General features: G+C 70.8%; 14 protein-coding genes. 8 read left to right on the top strand and 6 right to left on the bottom strand.

The genetic code is table 11. The features are described 5' to 3' along the window. Positions 1-13: 13 nt before the first annotated feature. Positions 14-1,195: a molecular chaperone DnaJ gene (dnaJ, locus tag ACGFMK_RS08780; protein ID WP_392759761.1), complete on the top strand. Its 1,182-nt coding sequence runs from the start codon at positions 14-16 to the stop codon at positions 1,193-1,195. 5 nt (positions 1,196-1,200) lie between these two features. Next, positions 1,201-1,626, top strand: a complete 426-nt coding sequence (locus ACGFMK_RS08775; protein WP_328447068.1) for a heat shock protein transcriptional repressor HspR — start codon at positions 1,201-1,203, stop codon at positions 1,624-1,626. A gap of 74 nt (positions 1,627-1,700) precedes the next feature. On the opposite strand, the gene ACGFMK_RS08770 is transcribed toward ACGFMK_RS08775, so the two are convergent. From ACGFMK_RS08770 to ACGFMK_RS08750, 5 genes are all read right to left on the bottom strand, one after another. Then, positions 1,701-2,240, bottom strand: a complete 540-nt coding sequence (locus ACGFMK_RS08770; protein ID WP_392759758.1) for a DUF305 domain-containing protein — start codon at positions 2,238-2,240, stop codon at positions 1,701-1,703. After that, positions 2,237-2,995: a lytic polysaccharide monooxygenase gene (locus tag ACGFMK_RS08765; protein ID WP_392759756.1), complete on the bottom strand. Its 759-nt coding sequence runs from the start codon at positions 2,993-2,995 to the stop codon at positions 2,237-2,239. Before ACGFMK_RS08765 ends, ACGFMK_RS08770 begins: the two co-directional genes overlap by 4 nt. 163 nt (positions 2,996-3,158) lie before the next feature. Continuing rightward, the gene (locus ACGFMK_RS08760; protein WP_392759754.1) at positions 3,159-3,851 is read right to left on the bottom strand and encodes a dienelactone hydrolase family protein; all 693 of its coding nucleotides are present in this window, start codon (positions 3,849-3,851) and stop codon (positions 3,159-3,161) included. 66 nt (positions 3,852-3,917) lie between these two features. Beyond that, complete coding sequence (locus tag ACGFMK_RS08755) at positions 3,918-5,021, bottom strand: globin domain-containing protein (protein ID WP_392759752.1); 1,104 nt, start codon at positions 5,019-5,021, stop codon at positions 3,918-3,920. Positions 5,022-5,385: 364 nt separating this feature from the next. Then, positions 5,386-6,561 (bottom strand): globin domain-containing protein, encoded by a 1,176-nt coding sequence (locus ACGFMK_RS08750; protein WP_392759750.1) that lies wholly within the window; start codon positions 6,559-6,561, stop codon positions 5,386-5,388. A 323-nt stretch (positions 6,562-6,884) separates the two neighbouring features. Between ACGFMK_RS08750 and ACGFMK_RS08745 the strand changes: the two genes are divergently transcribed. The 5 genes from ACGFMK_RS08745 to ACGFMK_RS08725 all read left to right on the top strand — a co-directional run bounded on the left by ACGFMK_RS08745 (position 6,885) and on the right by ACGFMK_RS08725 (position 12,704). Continuing rightward, the gene (locus tag ACGFMK_RS08745; RefSeq protein WP_392759748.1) at positions 6,885-7,370 is read left to right on the top strand and encodes a MarR family winged helix-turn-helix transcriptional regulator; all 486 of its coding nucleotides are present in this window, start codon (positions 6,885-6,887) and stop codon (positions 7,368-7,370) included. Between the two features lie 99 nt (positions 7,371-7,469). Next, entirely contained in the window at positions 7,470-8,657 is a 1,188-nt protein-coding gene (locus tag ACGFMK_RS08740; RefSeq protein ID WP_392759746.1) for an MFS transporter, read from the top strand. A gap of 96 nt (positions 8,658-8,753) precedes the next feature. Next, entirely contained in the window at positions 8,754-11,348 is a 2,595-nt protein-coding gene (gene clpB / locus ACGFMK_RS08735; protein WP_392759744.1) for an ATP-dependent chaperone ClpB, read from the top strand. 319 nt (positions 11,349-11,667) lie between these two features. Continuing rightward, on the top strand, positions 11,668-11,844 hold the full coding sequence (locus ACGFMK_RS08730) for a hypothetical protein (protein ID WP_392759742.1): 177 nt from the start codon (positions 11,668-11,670) through the stop codon (positions 11,842-11,844). A gap of 101 nt (positions 11,845-11,945) precedes the next feature. Then, on the top strand, positions 11,946-12,704 hold the full coding sequence (locus ACGFMK_RS08725) for a hypothetical protein (RefSeq protein ID WP_392759740.1): 759 nt from the start codon (positions 11,946-11,948) through the stop codon (positions 12,702-12,704). Here the strand turns inward: ACGFMK_RS08725 and ACGFMK_RS08720 are convergent. Beyond that, positions 12,701-13,510 carry a hypothetical protein gene (locus ACGFMK_RS08720; protein ID WP_392759738.1) on the bottom strand — a complete coding sequence of 270 codons (810 nt, stop codon included), beginning with the start codon at positions 13,508-13,510 and terminating at the stop codon, positions 12,701-12,703. The two genes, ACGFMK_RS08725 and ACGFMK_RS08720, sit on opposite strands and share 4 nt — an antisense overlap. A gap of 70 nt (positions 13,511-13,580) precedes the next feature. Between ACGFMK_RS08720 and ACGFMK_RS08715 the strand changes: the two genes are divergently transcribed. Then, positions 13,581-14,414, top strand: coding sequence for an SDR family NAD(P)-dependent oxidoreductase (locus tag ACGFMK_RS08715; RefSeq protein WP_392759736.1), 834 nt, complete (start codon positions 13,581-13,583; stop codon positions 14,412-14,414). Positions 14,415-14,469 lie beyond the last annotated feature (55 nt).

Below are 14,469 nucleotides of genomic sequence, written 5' to 3'. Positions count from 1 at the left end.
GAGGAGGCGCCCGATGAGTGCTCGGGAATGGATCGGTAAGGACTTCTACCGGGAACTGGGCGTCTCCTCCGACGCCACGGCGGACGAGATCAAGAAGGCCTATCGCAAGCTGGCCAAGGAGAACCACCCGGACGCGAACGCCGGCAACGCGCAGGCGGAGCAGAAGTTCAAGTCGGTCTCCGAGGCCTACGGCGTGCTTTCCGACGCCGGCAAGCGCAAGGAGTACGACGAGGCGCGGCGCCTGTTCGGCAGCGGCGGGGGCGGCTTCAACTTCCCCGGTGGCGCCGGCGGTTCCGGCGGCTTCGACATGGGCGACATCTTCGGCCAGGCCGGCGCCGGTGCGGGCCAGCAGCAGGGCTTCGGCGGGCTCGGCGACATCCTCGGCGGGCTGTTCGGCCGCGGCCGGACGACGGCGGGCGCGACGGCCAACCGGCCGCAGCGCGGCGCCGACGTCGAGACGGACGTCCGGATCGACTTCACCGAGGCGGTCAAGGGGGCGACCCTGCCGCTGCGGCTGTCGAGCCCGGCGACCTGTTCGACGTGCGGCGGCAACGGCGCGAAGCCGGGCACCTCGCCGCGGACCTGTCCGACCTGCAGCGGGTCGGGCCTGGTCAGCCGGAGCCAGGGCGCGTTCGCGTTCTCGGAGCCGTGCCGCGACTGCCGTGGCCGCGGGCAGATCATCGACGACCCGTGCCCCGAATGCGGCGGCGAAGGGGTCAGCACGCGGACCCGCACGCTGACCGTCCGGATCCCGCCGGGGGTCGACGACGACCAGCGGATCCGGCTGGCCGGCCAGGGTGAGCCGGGCCGGGGTGGCGCGCAGGCGGGCGATCTCTACGTCCGGGTGCACGTGGCTCCGCACGCGCTGTTCGGGCGCAAGGGGCTCGACCTGACGATCGCCGTGCCGGTGGACTTCACCGAGCTCACGCTCGGCACCACGATCACCGTGCCGACGCTCGAGGGCAAGGTCTCGCTCAAGGTGCCGCCGGGCACCGCCAGCGGGCGGGTGCTGCGGGTGCGCGGCAAGGGCATCGCGAAGCGCGACGGTTCGCAAGGTGATCTGCTCGTCACCCTCCAGGCGGCGATTCCCGCCAAACTGGACGACAAGGCGCGCGAGGCTCTGCAGGCGTACGCCGAGTCGATGGCCGGGCACGATCCCCGGCCCGAGATCACTGAGCTGCTCGAAGGCAGGTGAGTGGGATGTTCGGCGGGATTCCCCCGGAGGGGGACGAAGAGACCCCGGTGTTCGTCATCTCGGTGGCGGCGCAGCTGGCCGGGATGCACGCGCAGACGTTGCGCACCTACGACCGGCAGGGCCTGGTGTCCCCGGGCCGCACCTCCGGTGGCGGCCGCCGGTACTCGATGCGGGACATCGCGCTGCTGCGCGAGGTCCAGCGGTTGTCGCAGGAGGACGGCGTCAACCTGGCCGGCATCAAGCGCATCATCGAGCTGGAGAACCAGGTCGACGCGCTGCGGGCCCGCCTGACGGAACTCACCGAGGAACTGGCCGCGGCGTACGCGGCCGGAGAACAGGCCGCGGCGGCGGCGCACGCCTCCTACCGCCGGGACCTGGTTCCGTTGAACCAGCAGACGGCGATGGTGGTCTGGCGCCCCAAGCGCCGCTAGGTCACAAAAGCCCGTGAAGGCCCCCACATCGAAGACGGTGAGGGGGCCTTCACGGCGTTCAAGCTCCGGGCGCGTCAGAGCTTGAAGTTCAGGAGCTGCTTCACTTCGGCGCTGCGCGACTCGACGACCCGGCGGGCCAGGTCGCGGGCCTGGGCGTTGACGCCGCCGTTCGTGCCGTTCTCCGTCTGGGCCAGCTCGACCGCGCCCTGCTGCTGACCGGTCAGGACGTCCAGGAACCTGCGGCCGAACTCGGCGTCGGGCGCCGTCTTCAGCGAGCCCACCAGGTCGGTGGCGGCCAGCTTCATACCGCCGTGGCCCGCGTGGGCCTGCGGGTCCATGTTCATCGTCTCGGGCTGGTTCCAGCCGCGCAGCCAGCCCTTCATGTCGTCGACCTCGGTCTGCTGCGTCGACTCGATCGCCGCCGCCAGGACCTTCAGGTCCGCGGGCAGCGGCCGCGCCGCGGCCAGCCGGACGATCTCGATGCCCTGCTGGTTCTGCGGGATCAGCATCTGCAGGAACATCACGTCGGCCGCGTTGTACGAGGGGGCGGCCGCCGTCGCGCCACTGCCGCATCCGGCCAGCAGCAGCGCGACGACGACCAGCAGGAGCCTCACTGGCGCTGCCAGAGGGCCGGGGTGTTCGGCGGCTCCCAGCCCGCGATCGCCGTGTGCGGCTGGAGGCAGCGGTAGCTCACGCCGCCGTACGTCACGACGTCACCGGCCTTGTACGCCTTGCCGGCCGTCCACGTGCCGCCGGCCGGCGGGGTCGTGGTCGGGGGCGGGGTCGTGGTGGGCGGCGGCGTGGTGGTCGGGGGCGGCGTGGTGGTGGGCGGCGGGGTCGTGCCGCCACCGCCGATCTGGAGGTCGACGCAGCTGTAGAACGCGTTGGCCGTGTCGGAGATGTTCCAGATGGCCAGCACCTTGATCCGGCCCGAATACCCGGACAGGTTCACCGTGTGCGAGAGCGTCGCCGGCGGCTGCTGGTTGTTGCCGGGGAACGACGCGACGAGGGTGTTGCCGACGTAGTAGTCGTAGCTCGACGTGGCGTGCCGGGCGGTGAACACCCAGTTGAAGGTCACCGTGGTGCCGACGGACTTGGCCGGCCACGGCTTCGACTCGTCGGCCAGCTCGGCGAACTGGGACAGCCCGCCGTTGCAGCTGCGCAGGCCCTTCGGGCCCTCGACGCTCTGGGGTTCGTAGACGATCTGCCCGCAGTTCGGCACCTTCCCCGCCGCGCAGTTGGCCTGCCTGCTGGGTGGGTCGGAGATGTAGCCGTGGGCACTGGCGCTGACCGCGGGGAGGACGACCACCAGCACCGGCGCGAGGATCGCGCCGGCCGCAGCCGCCAACAGCTTGCGCTTCAAGGTCATTTCGGCTCCTCGAAGGGGGAACGACGTCGTTCCGGAGGGAGGGCGAACGAGCACATCCGGGGAAGATGTGGTCTAGACCATAAGTCGATTCGGGCACAACGGTCAATGAACTACCGCCATTCGGCGGTTTTCCTGCTCCGGTCGGCTCAGTGCGAAGGTCAGGTCACCGCAGGTGTTCGCCGAAGAACGACGTCACCCGGCGCCACGCGTCCTCGGACGCTTCGTGGTGGTAGGTGAAGCCGACGACCTTGAGCAGCAGGTTCAGCGGCGGCGCGACGTCGACCTTGTTGGCGAACCCGTGGCCGGCACCCGGGTACTCCTTGACGTCGTGCGGGATCTCACGCTCGGTGAGCGCCGTCTCGAGCTTCGCGGCCGCGCCGCGCAACCCGAAGTCCTTCTGGCCGAAGCTCGCGACGATCGGGCAGGCGTCGTCCAATACGGACAGGTTCTTCGGCAGCTGGCCGTAGTAGGGCGCGGACGCCTCGAAGCCGCGCGACGCCGCGATGAGCGCGAAACCGCCGCCCATGCAGAACCCGGCGATGCCGATCCGGCCGCTGCAGTCCGGGCGTGCGGCCAGGAGCGCGCGTGACGCCTCGATGTCGTCGAACGCCTGGCCCTGGTTCGCGAACATGTCCGAGAACACGCGCCGGACGCACTTGCGCATGCCGCCGCGCGAGTAGAGGTCGGGGCTGAGCGCGAGGAAGCCTTCGCCGGCGAAGCGGTCGGTGATGTTGCGGGTGTCCTGGCTCAGCCCGAACGCGTCGTGGATGAGCACCACGCCCGGGTGCGGCCCCGGCCCCTCGGGTTCCGCCAGGTAACCGCCGATGCCGCCCGAAACCGGAATAGTCGTCTCCATATCGGTGACGATAGCGAGGATCGGGTCGTTCCGCCCCTCTCGGATTCCGCCATTTCGGACACCGGATCAATCGAGCGTGAACGGGTCGTACCTTATTCGTTCCAGGTCGACGCCCGTGGCGAGCAGTTTCGCGATCGTCGCCTGGATCATCGGCGGGGAGCCGGAAATGAGCACGTCGTGGTTCTTCCAGGTGCCGCGCTGGGTCACCGCGTGGGCGAGCGTCCCACGGTCGCCGCCGGGTATCGCGCCCTCTTCGGTCACCGGGGTGACCGTCAGCCACTTCGACACCGCGGTGATTCTTCGCAGGTCGTCCAGCGCGTACAGGTCCTCGGGTCTTCTGCCGCCGAAGAACAGGTGCACCGGCGGGTTCCGCTTCCAGTGCGCGAGGTCGTCGAGGATCGAGACGAACGGTGTGACGCCGGTGCCCCCGGCGATCATCAGCAGCCGCTTCCTCGTCGTGGTCGGGCGGACGTTGAGGGCGCCCATCGCGGGGCCGAGTCGCCAGGTGTCACCCGGCTTGGTGTGGTTGACGATGGCGCCGCTGACCCAGCCGCCGGGCACGGCCCGCACGTGGAACGTCATCTGGCCGTCCCCGCGCGGCGCGGTCGCCGGTGAGAGGTACCGCCACAACCGGGGCCGCTGCGGCACCTCCACGCTCACGTAGCTGCCGGCGCGGTACGGCAGCAGGCCCTCGGTCTGCACCCGCACCATCGCGACGTCGCGGCTGAGTTTGCGGTGGTCGAGGACCCGCGCCGTCCACGACGCCGGCCCGGTCTCGGCCTGGGCGGCCTCACGCATGGTCTTGGCGATGATCCCGTAGGCCGAGGTCCACGCCGACTCCACCTCGGGCGTCCACTTCTCCTTGAGGAACCGCTTCAGCGCCGCGAGCAACGCGATGCCGACGGCGTCGTAGTGACGCGCGACGACGGCGAACTTGCGGTGATCACGGCCGAGCTGGGCGAGGAAGGTGACGAGCTCGTCCGGCCGGTCGACCATCTGCACGACGTACACCAAAGCGCGCAGCAGCCTGCTGCGCTGGGTCGCCATGCTGATCGGGAACATGTCACGGCAATCGGGCGCGACGACGAACAACGCGCCGTAGAAGTACTGCGCGACCTCCTCGGCTTTCGGTTCGATCGCGGCGAAACTTTCCCGGATCAACCGGACCATCTCGCGCCCCTCACCGGCGGAAACCGGAACGGGCTCGGGTGTGGGCAGGGTGGGGATTTTCACGGATTCAGCAGTCATCGGGAACGGTATTCTCCAGTCGTGCATGGCTTTTGACGCCGTCCACGCGGCGCCGCTGTAGCGGTGCCGCCCCCGAGGGTTCCCGACTGTAGGCGCATTCCCGTGCAGATGCGCGTGATTCCGCGCGTTCCGCTCGAACGGAGCAATTTCGCCACGCGGGGTCAACCCCGTCTGGCACTGCGTAAAAACGATCACCCGGATGGATTCATGAAAACCGGTAACAATTGTCGAAGTTCGCCCGATTCATTCACCGGGCAGGTGTATCGCGATTCCGGACAACCGGGGACTAGTCGATGGTGAACGGGTCGTACTGGATCTGGTCCAGGGCGCTGCCCGCCACCAGCATCCGCGACACGGTGGCGCGGATCATCGCCGGCGAGCCGGAGACGAGGACGTCGTGGTCCGGCCACGAGCCGTAGCGCGTCACGGCCTCGGCGAGGGTGCCCTGCTCGAACCCGGGGACGTCGCCGCCGCGTTCCACGACCGGCGTCACGTGCAGCCACGGGTTGATGGACGCGAGCGCGCGCAGCTCTTCGAGGTCGTAGAGGTCCTCACGGGCCGCCCCGCCGTAGAAGAGGCGTACCTGGGGGTTCTCACCCCACAGCGCGAGGTGGTCGAGGATCGAGCGCAGCGGCGCGATCCCGGTGCCGCCGGCGATCATCAGCACACCCCGTGACGACTCCCGGTCGACCGCCAGCCGTCCGAGCGGCGGGCCGAGGCGCCAGACGTCGCCGGGCTGCGTGTGGCTGACGATGGCGCGCGACACCCAGCCGCCGTCGACAGCGCGGACGTGGAACTCGATGCCGCCGTCCTCGCGCGGCGCGTTCGCCGGCGAAAGGTAACGCCACAGCCGAGGCCGCTGCGGGACTTCGACGCTCATGTACTGGCCGGGGTGGTAGGGCACCAGCTGGTCCGGGACGAGCCGCACCAGCGCGAGGTCCCAGGTCAGCCGCCGGTGCTCGACCACGGTGGCGTGCCACACCGGCGGGTTCTGGTCGGCCGCGGCGGCGTCCTGCATGGCCCGCGCGGCGATGGTGAACGCCTCGGCCCAGGCCCGTTCGACCTGCGGGGTCCACTCCCGGCCGAGGTGGTTCTTCAGCGACGCCAGCAGCGCCGTGCCGACGGCTTCGTAGTGCCGGGGCACCACGCCGAACTTCCGGTGGTCACGCCCGAGCTGGCGCAGGAACGGCGCCAGGTCGTCGGGCCGGTCGACCATCTGCACGATGTGCACCAGCGCGCGCACCAGCCGGCCGCGCTGGATCTCCATGTTGATCGGGAAGAAGTCGCGCGTCGTCGGCGCGAGGGTGAACAGCATCCCGTAGAAGAACTGGGAGATGTCCGCGATGTACGGCTCGGACTTGGCCCAGCTGTCCCGGATGAGCTGGACCATCGCGGTGACGGCCGCGGGTGCTTCACGGGAGACCGAGGACCGAGGGAGCGGGCTGACCGAATCGGCTGTCATGGGCGGGTGTTCGCTGGTCGGGGACGGAGGGACGAAGGCACCCGATCATTCACCGCCGGCCCGGGCACGGTGACGGCAGTTCTGCGCACAGCCGCCTCCTGAGTCCATCGCCACTGCTCCACCTCGTCACTCGGCGCTTGGCGCACCGGCCGCCGTCCGCAGGGTAGCCGTCGGACGCCCTATTGCCCGCATTGTTGCTCCGACCGGGTGTATCGGCCCCGGTGCCGGCGTGGGCGACCTCACCGGCCCGATGCTTGCCCTGCGCAAGTGTCCGGCAATAAACTTGTATTGCACAACTAACAGGCAGTACCGGGAGGGTTCCGATGAGCTTCGACGACACCGAGGACGACGTCCGGGTCGAGCTCATGCGTGAGCTGAAAACGGCGTCCCAGCTGCAGCACGCCTGGGTCATGCAGGCCTGGCAGGACGCGCCGGGGCTGCACCCCGCGGCCGCGATGCTGCTGTCCGACCTGGCGAAGAACGGCGAGGCGCGGCCGTCCGAGCTGGCGAAGCGCCGGTTCGTGGACCTGTCGGTGGTCAGCAGGCAGATCACCCAGCTCTCCGCCGCCGGGCTGATCGACCGCCGTCCCGCGCCCGAGGACGGCCGGGCGACGCTGGTGAGCGTCTCCGAGAAGGGCCGCGCGGAGCTCGCCCACTGGCGGGCCAACTACCTCGAGTTCATGGAGCAGGCCCTCGGCGGCTGGGACGACGAGCGCGTCACCGACCTCACCGCGCGGCTCGCGGAGATGAACACCGACCTCCGGCGCGCCCTCGGCAGCGCCGCGTGCCTCGCTGACACGACCAAGTGACGGGCGGGCAACCGGTTACACCGCCAGTTGCATTCGGCGTGACCGATTGTCTCCGTTCGGTCCTGACTTCCCGGTGCTGAGCGGCGCTAACGTCGTTTTGTGACGCGTAGCCGGGTCGCACTGCTGTGCGCGTTGGGGATCGACAACTTCGGCTCAGGTCTGTTCCTCCCGCTCGCCTTGGTCTACGTGACCCAGGTGGTCGACGTGCCGCTCGCGGTGGCGGGTACCGCCGTCACCCTCGGCACGGTCGGCGGGCTCGTGGTGCCGCCGCTGGCCGGCCGGCTCGTCGACCGCGTCGGGCCGCGCGCGGTGGTCATCGGCGCCCAGCTGCTGCAGGCCGCCGGTGCGACCGCGTACCTCTTCGCCGACGGCGCCGGGACCGTGGTGCTCGCCGCGGTCCTGCTCGCCGCCGGGCAGCAGCTGTTCTACAGCGCCCTGTTCGTGCTCATCGCCGACGTCGCGGGGGACGTCCCGAAGGATCGGCCGTTCGCCGAGGTGGGGATGGTGCGGGCCGGCTGTTTCGGCCTGGGCGGTCTCGTGGCGGGGGTGCTGCTGACCTGGCGGGGCACCGAGGGGTACCAGGTCGCGCTGGTCCTGGACGTCTGCACGTTCGTCGTCGCCGCGGGCATCCTCGGCTTCTTCGTCCGGCTCGTCCGGCCGCATCGGCTGGACTGCGAACGGCGCGCGCGGGTGCTGCGCAACCGGCCCTACCTCGCGTTGATCGTCTTCAGCGGGCTGTTCGGGCTCTCACTCGACTTCTTCCTGATCGGCACCCCGGTGTTCGTGCTCGACCGGCTGCACGGGCCGGCCTGGCTGCCCGGCGCGATCCTCGCCCTGCTCACCGTGCTGACGAGCGTCGGTGGCACGCTCGCGCTGCGGCTCACGGCGAAGCTGACCCGGATCGGCGCGATGCGGGCCGGCTCGGCGTTGTTCGCCGCGTGGTGCGTGGTCAGCCTGGGGGTGCTGCTCGTCCCCGAGGGCTGGCGGGTGGTGTACCTGCTGGCGTCGACGCTGGTGTTCGCCGCCGGCGACCTGGTCTTCGGGCCGCGTTCGGGGGCGTTGGCCGAGGCCGCGGCACCTCCGGACGCCCGTGGGCGTTATCTCGCTGCGTACCAGTACGCGTTCACCATGGCGCAGGTCCTGGCGCCCGCCGTGGTGGCGTTGTTCTCGGTCGCCGACTGGTTACCCTGGGTGCTGGTCGGGGTGTGCGCCGGGCTCGCCGTCGCCGGGCTCGGGACGCTCGCGCCCCGGTTGCCGGCGGACGCGGTCGCACCCGGTCAAAGTTGAGCGGAACAGACTCAAGTCTTTGTGCGTTAGAGGTAGTGTCAGGTCACGGTCAGGCCTGTCACCTGGACTTTTGAGTTATCGAGCATGAGGTGAGGGATGGACGCTTTCAACCCGACCACGAAGACCCAGCAGGCGATCTCGTCCGCGGCGCAGGCGGCCACGATGGCCGGCAACCCGCACGTTTCGGCCGCCCACCTGCTGGGCGCCCTGCTGGCGCAGGGTGAAGGGCTGACCGCGCCGCTGCTGACCGCGGTCGGGGCCGACCCCGGGGTGGTGCACAAGGAGCTCGAGCCGATCATCGCGGCCCTGCCGTCGGCGACCGGCGCGACGGTGTCGAGCCCGCAGTTCGACAGCTTCGCCGTCAAGTCGCTGACGCACGCCCAGAAGCTGGCGACCGAGCTGGGCGACGAGTACGTCTCGACCGAGCACCTGCTGGTCGGGCTCGCCACCGAAGGCGGCCAGGTGGCCGACCTGCTCAAGCGCCACGGCGCCACGCCGGACGCGCTGCAGGAGGCGTTCGCCAAGGTCCGCGGCTCGGCGCGGATCACGAGTGCGGACCCGGAGAGCACGTTCAAGGCGCTGGAGAAGTACGGCGTCGACCTCACCGCGCGCGCCCGCGCCGGCGAACTCGACCCGGTCATCGGCCGGGACACCGAGATCCGCCGCGTCGTGCAGGTGCTGTCGCGGCGCACCAAGAACAACCCGGTCCTGATCGGCGAGCCCGGCGTCGGCAAGACGGCGATCGTCGAGGGCCTGGCCCAGCGGATCATCGCCGGTGACGTGCCGGAATCGCTGCGCGGCAAGCGCGTCGTCGCCCTTGACCTCGGGTCGATGGTGGCCGGCGCCAAGTTCCGCGGCGAGTTCGAAGAGCGGCTGAAGGCCGTGCTCAAGGAGATCACCGACTCCGCGGGCGAGGTCGTCACCTTCATCGACGAGCTGCACACGATCGTCGGCGCCGGCGCGACCGGTGAGGGCGCGATGGACGCCGGCAACATGATCAAGCCGATGCTCGCCCGCGGTGAGCTGCGGATGGTCGGCGCGACCACGCTCGACGAGTACCGCCAGCACATCGAGAAGGACGCCGCCCTGGAGCGGCGCTTCCAGCAGGTGCTGGTCGGCGAGCCGTCGCCCGAGGACACCATCGCGATCCTTCGCGGGCTGAAGGAGCGTTACGAGGTGCACCACGGTGTCCGGATCACGGACGCCGCGCTGGTCGCCGCCGCGACGCTGTCCGACCGCTACATCACCGCGCGCTTCCTGCCGGACAAGGCCATCGACCTGGTCGACGAGGCCGCGTCCAAGCTGCGCATGGAGATCGACTCGCGGCCGGTGGAGATCGACGAGGTCGAACGCGCCGTGCGTCGTCTCGAGATCGAGGAGATGGCGCTCGCCAAGGAGAGCGACGCGGCTTCGAAGGACCGGCTCAGCGCGTTGCGCGCCGAGCTGGCCGAGAAGCGCGAGACGCTGACCGCGCTGACCGCGCGCTGGCAGAACGAGAAGGGCTCCATCGAGAAGGTCCGCGAGCTCAAGGAGCAGCTGGAACAGCTGCGCGGCGAGTCCGAGCGCGCCGAGCGCGACGGTGACCTGGGCAAGGCCGCCGAGCTGCGCTACGGCCGGATCCCGGCGCTGGAGAAGGAGTTCGAAGCGGCCACCGCGGCGAACGAGGTCAGCCAGCAGAACGTGATGCTCAAGGAAGAGGTCGGCGCGGACGACGTCGCGGACGTCGTGGCGGCGTGGACCGGCATCCCGGCCGGACGCCTTCTCGAAGGCGAGACCGGCAAGCTGCTCCGGATGGAGGAGGAGCTGGGCCGTCGTGTCATCGGGCAGTCCGAGGCCGTGCAGGTCGTGGCGGACGCGGTGCGCCGCGCCCGGGCCGGCGTCGCCGACCCGGACCGGCCGACCGGTTCGTTCCTGTTCCTCGGCCCGACCGGCGTCGGCAAGACCGAGCTGGCCAAGGCGCTGGCTGAGTTCCTGTTCGACGACGAGCGGGCGATCCAGCGGATCGACATGAGCGAGTACGCCGAGAAGCACTCGGTGGCGCGCCTGGTCGGGGCCCCGCCGGGGTACGTCGGGTACGACCAGGGCGGGCAGCTGACCGAAGCCGTCCGGCGCCGGCCGTACTCGGTGGTGCTGCTCGACGAGGTCGAGAAGGCCCACCCGGACGTCTTCGACGTGCTGCTGCAGGTCCTCGACGACGGGCGGTTGACCGACGGCCAGGGCCGGACGGTGGACTTCCGGAACACCATCCTGATCCTGACCTCGAACCTCGGTTCGCAGGCCATCGCCGACCCTTCGCTGGACGAACGCCAGCGGCGGGACGCGGTGCTGGGCGTGGTGCAGCGGCAGTTCAAGCCGGAGTTCCTCAACCGGCTCGACGACATCGTCGTGTTCCACTCGCTCGGCACCGAACAACTGACGTCCATTGTGGACATCCAGGTGGCCCGGCTGGCCGCGCGGCTGGCCCAGCGCCGGCTGCACCTGGAGGTCACCGACGGCGCCCGCGAGTGGCTCGCGCTCAACGGCTTCGACCCGATCTACGGCGCCCGCCCGCTCCGGCGGCTGGTCCAGTCGGCGATCGGCGACAAGCTGGCGAAGGAGCTGCTGTCGGGCGAGGTCCGCGACGGCGACACGGTCCGGGTCGACATCCCGGACATCGAGGCGGGCGACGCACTGACCGTCACCCGCGTCTGAGTCACCAGGCCAACCGGCGTTCGTCTTCGCAGACGGCGCCGGTTGGCCCGTTTTCGTCCACAGTGGCCGGCCGGATGGCCGTTCACCTTGATCTTCGTGTCCACGGGCAGGCGGTTTTGCCGCTGCTTCCACAGGCTCCGCGCACATGTGGACAACTCGAGCCGAACCCGCCTTCGCGGCGGGTCCTGTCGGCCGGCGCCGATAGACTGGACTCGGGGACGCCCCCCAGGGACGGGCGGGGGAGTTTGCGGCCGGCCGACCCCACGCGCTCCCAAGTAGACGGTGAACCTCCGCCGGATCAGTCCGGCAGCGCGGCCTGGTGACGCGCCCGCTGGTCGACGGCGTCGTCGTCACCGGCGCCGGGCGCGCGGAAGTCGCCCAGGTCCGGCCGGTGCCCGCCGCTGCCGGGCGCGCTCAGCTGGTCGAACCGCTCGGAAAGGCCGACCGCGCCACGTTCTTCGTCTGTCTTGCAGCCCTGGCCGAATCGTGCGATTAAGCGATTTGTCGACGTAGCAGCCGGGAAATGCTCCGAACGGGCGCGGCGACACGGGTACCGGCGCTCATCTCTTCGGCGTAGCAGGCGATACCCTCACCGTCGTGGGTATTCCGGCGTGGATCTGGTTCGTCATCGCGGCCGTCGCCCTGGTGGCGGGCCTCGGGCTGCTCGCTGCCGACCGGGCGAAGGAGGGTTCGCGCAACCGCGAGCGCATGCGCTGGGCTCAGTTGCGCGGCTGGCAGTTCGTCGAAGAGGACGAGCGGCTGCCGCAGCAGTGGTCCAACGGCGCGATCGGCTACTTCGGCGCGGACGCCGCCGTGAACGTCGTCGCGGGCTCGACCTTCACCTCCGACGGCCGGCGGCCCGTGTTCATCTTCGACATCGAGACCGAGGGGCAGATCCCGGCCGTCGTCGTCGCCGTGCGCTGCAACAAGAAGCACCGGATCCCGATCGAGATGTGGCTGTCCAGCGTGCCGTTCCAGCGCGCCGACATGCCCGAGATGCTCGGCCCGATCGGTTCCCGTTACGCCTTCGCGGACGACGCCGACGGCGCCCGTGCCGTGATCACCCAGGAGCTCGTCGACGCCGCGGACCAGCTCGGCGGCGACGTCGGCGTGGCGTGGCTGGAGAACGAGTGGGTGCTGGCCAGCGTCGTGCCGACCGCCGGCCCGTCCCGGCTCGAGCGGCTGCTGCGCGACCTCGGCGAGATCGCCGACATCGTCGACCCGTTCGACGAGGACTACGAGGCCGGCCGCCACCAGGCGAGCGCGCCGATCCCCGCCGCGGGGTCCGCACCGGGCACCCCGGCCGCCGGGACGCCGGTGCAGCAGCCGCCCGCGGACCAGCCGCCGCAGGACTAGAGCACCGGCTGGTCCAGCACGCTCACGTGCGTCGACGGGTTCAGGGTGCCGCGCACCGACGTCGCGCCACCTTGGACGTGGACGACGCGGTCGACACCGAAGTCACCGCTGATCGAGCCCGACTGAAGGCTCTGGGACGTCTTCACCAGGCCTGACGCCGGGCCCAGCTGACCACCCAGTTCGTGCTTCTGCCCCACGTCGAGGACGCCGGAGAGCCGTCCCGTGACGTGCTGCTCGGACGACGTGCCGACCGCGCCCAGCCGGCCGAGGTCGACGGCCTGCCCGGACGAGCGGCGCGCGGCGATCCCGCCCGTCAGGTCCGCGGTGAAGAGCCCCGAGTCGACCTGCTCGGCGTTCTCGCTCAGCACGTCGACGCCGTGGCCCAGCAAGACGCCGTGGTGCGTGCTCTCGCCCGTCCCGAGCCGGGTGGGTGAGCTCGTGCCGGCCAGGCGCTGCTCGTTGCCCGTGGTCACGGCGACCTGGCCGACCCGCAGGTCGTGCTGGCCCAACCGGGCCACGGACGCGCCGGCCGGGCCGAAGCTCGCGGCTTCCGCGAGGTCGGCGGCCACCCGGGCGTCGCCGAGTTCCTTGGTGACGACGTCCCGGCGGCCGGCGTAGACCGGTTCGGCGTCGAGGGCACCGGCGTGCCGGTGGTCGACCGGGAGGGAGATCCGGTCGAGCGGCAGCGTCAGGTCGGACTGGGCGGCGAACGCCGAAACGGGGGCGGCGAAGAAGAGGGCGACGGGTGCCGCGCCGGCGGCGACCCTGGGCAGATAGCCGCTCTTGCGCCTGCTGTGCTTACCCATGATCGGGACGATAACCCGGGCGCCAAACGGCTGCACCTCGGGCCCTGACCAGCGGGTATGGTTCACCCACATGACCACCACCAGCTTCTTTGCCGGGGGTCCGGGAGGCGGAGCCCCCGGCCCGGGGCGAAGCCCCGGACAGCACACCGCCGTGATCACCGGAGCCACCGCGGGCATCGGCGCGCAGTTCGCGCGCACGCTCGCCGCCGAGAAGTACGACCTGGTGCTCGTCGCCCGCGACGCCGCGCGACTGGAGGCCTACGCCGCCGAACTGCGGGAACGCCACGGCGTCGCCGTCGAGGTGCTGCCCGCCGATCTGTCCGAAGTGGACGGACGAGCGGCCGTCGAGGACCGGCTCGCCGCCGGCCCGATCGACCTGCTCGTGAACAACGCCGGGTTCGGCCTGGGCGGCGACTTCTGGACCGTCTCGCCGGACGCGCTGCAGCGCCAGCTCGACGTCAACGTCACCGCCGTCCTGCGGCTGACCCGGGCGGTGCTGCCGGGCATGGTCGAGCGCGGCCGGGGTGACGTCATCCAGGTCAGCAGCGTCGCGGGCTTCTTCAGCGGCCGCGGTTCGACCTACACCGCGAGCAAGAACTGGGTCACGTCGTTCACCGAAGGCATCGCCGCGTCGCTGCCGAAGGGCGTCCGGATGATGGCCCTGTGCCCGGGTTTCACCGCGACCGAGTTCCACGAGCGGGCCGGCATCGGCAAACCGGGACCGAAAATCGCCTGGCTGGGTGTCGAACAGGTGGTCACCGAGGCGCTCGCCGACCTGCGCCGCGGCAAGGTGATCTCGGTGCCGAGCCTGCAGTACAAGGCCGTCGTCGCGATCGGCGGGCTGCTGCCGCGCGCCGTGCTGCGCAAGATCAGCGGTGGCTTCGGCGGCAAGGGCCGCACCTGAGTAGGGCTGTCCCCACCCTCGAAACGCGCGTCAGCACCAGGGAGGTCCGGGCGGT

The organism is Amycolatopsis sp. NPDC049252, assembly GCF_043197175.1.
Lineage (GTDB): Bacteria > Actinomycetota > Actinomycetes > Mycobacteriales > Pseudonocardiaceae > Amycolatopsis.
The sequence above is the reverse complement of the archived record's forward strand: the minus strand, read 5'-3'. Positions and strand labels throughout refer to the sequence as shown.

Coding starts and splice junctions, on each gene's coding strand:
- dnaJ (WP_392759761.1), top strand. CDS start 14: ATGAGTGCTCGGGAATGGATCGGTAAGGACTTCTACCGGGAACTGGGC.
- ACGFMK_RS08775 (WP_328447068.1), top strand. CDS start 1,201: ATGTTCGGCGGGATTCCCCCGGAGGGGGACGAAGAGACCCCGGTGTTC.
- ACGFMK_RS08765 (WP_392759756.1), bottom strand. CDS start 2,995: ATGACCTTGAAGCGCAAGCTGTTGGCGGCTGCGGCCGGCGCGATCCTC.
- ACGFMK_RS08760 (WP_392759754.1), bottom strand. CDS start 3,851: ATGGAGACGACTATTCCGGTTTCGGGCGGCATCGGCGGTTACCTGGCG.
- ACGFMK_RS08755 (WP_392759752.1), bottom strand. CDS start 5,021: ATGGTCCGGTTGATCCGGGAAAGTTTCGCCGCGATCGAACCGAAAGCC.
- ACGFMK_RS08750 (WP_392759750.1), bottom strand. CDS start 6,561: ATGACAGCCGATTCGGTCAGCCCGCTCCCTCGGTCCTCGGTCTCCCGT.
- ACGFMK_RS08745 (WP_392759748.1), top strand. CDS start 6,885: ATGAGCTTCGACGACACCGAGGACGACGTCCGGGTCGAGCTCATGCGT.
- clpB (WP_392759744.1), top strand. CDS start 8,754: ATGGACGCTTTCAACCCGACCACGAAGACCCAGCAGGCGATCTCGTCC.
- ACGFMK_RS08720 (WP_392759738.1), bottom strand. CDS start 13,510: ATGGGTAAGCACAGCAGGCGCAAGAGCGGCTATCTGCCCAGGGTCGCC.
- ACGFMK_RS08715 (WP_392759736.1), top strand. CDS start 13,581: ATGACCACCACCAGCTTCTTTGCCGGGGGTCCGGGAGGCGGAGCCCCC.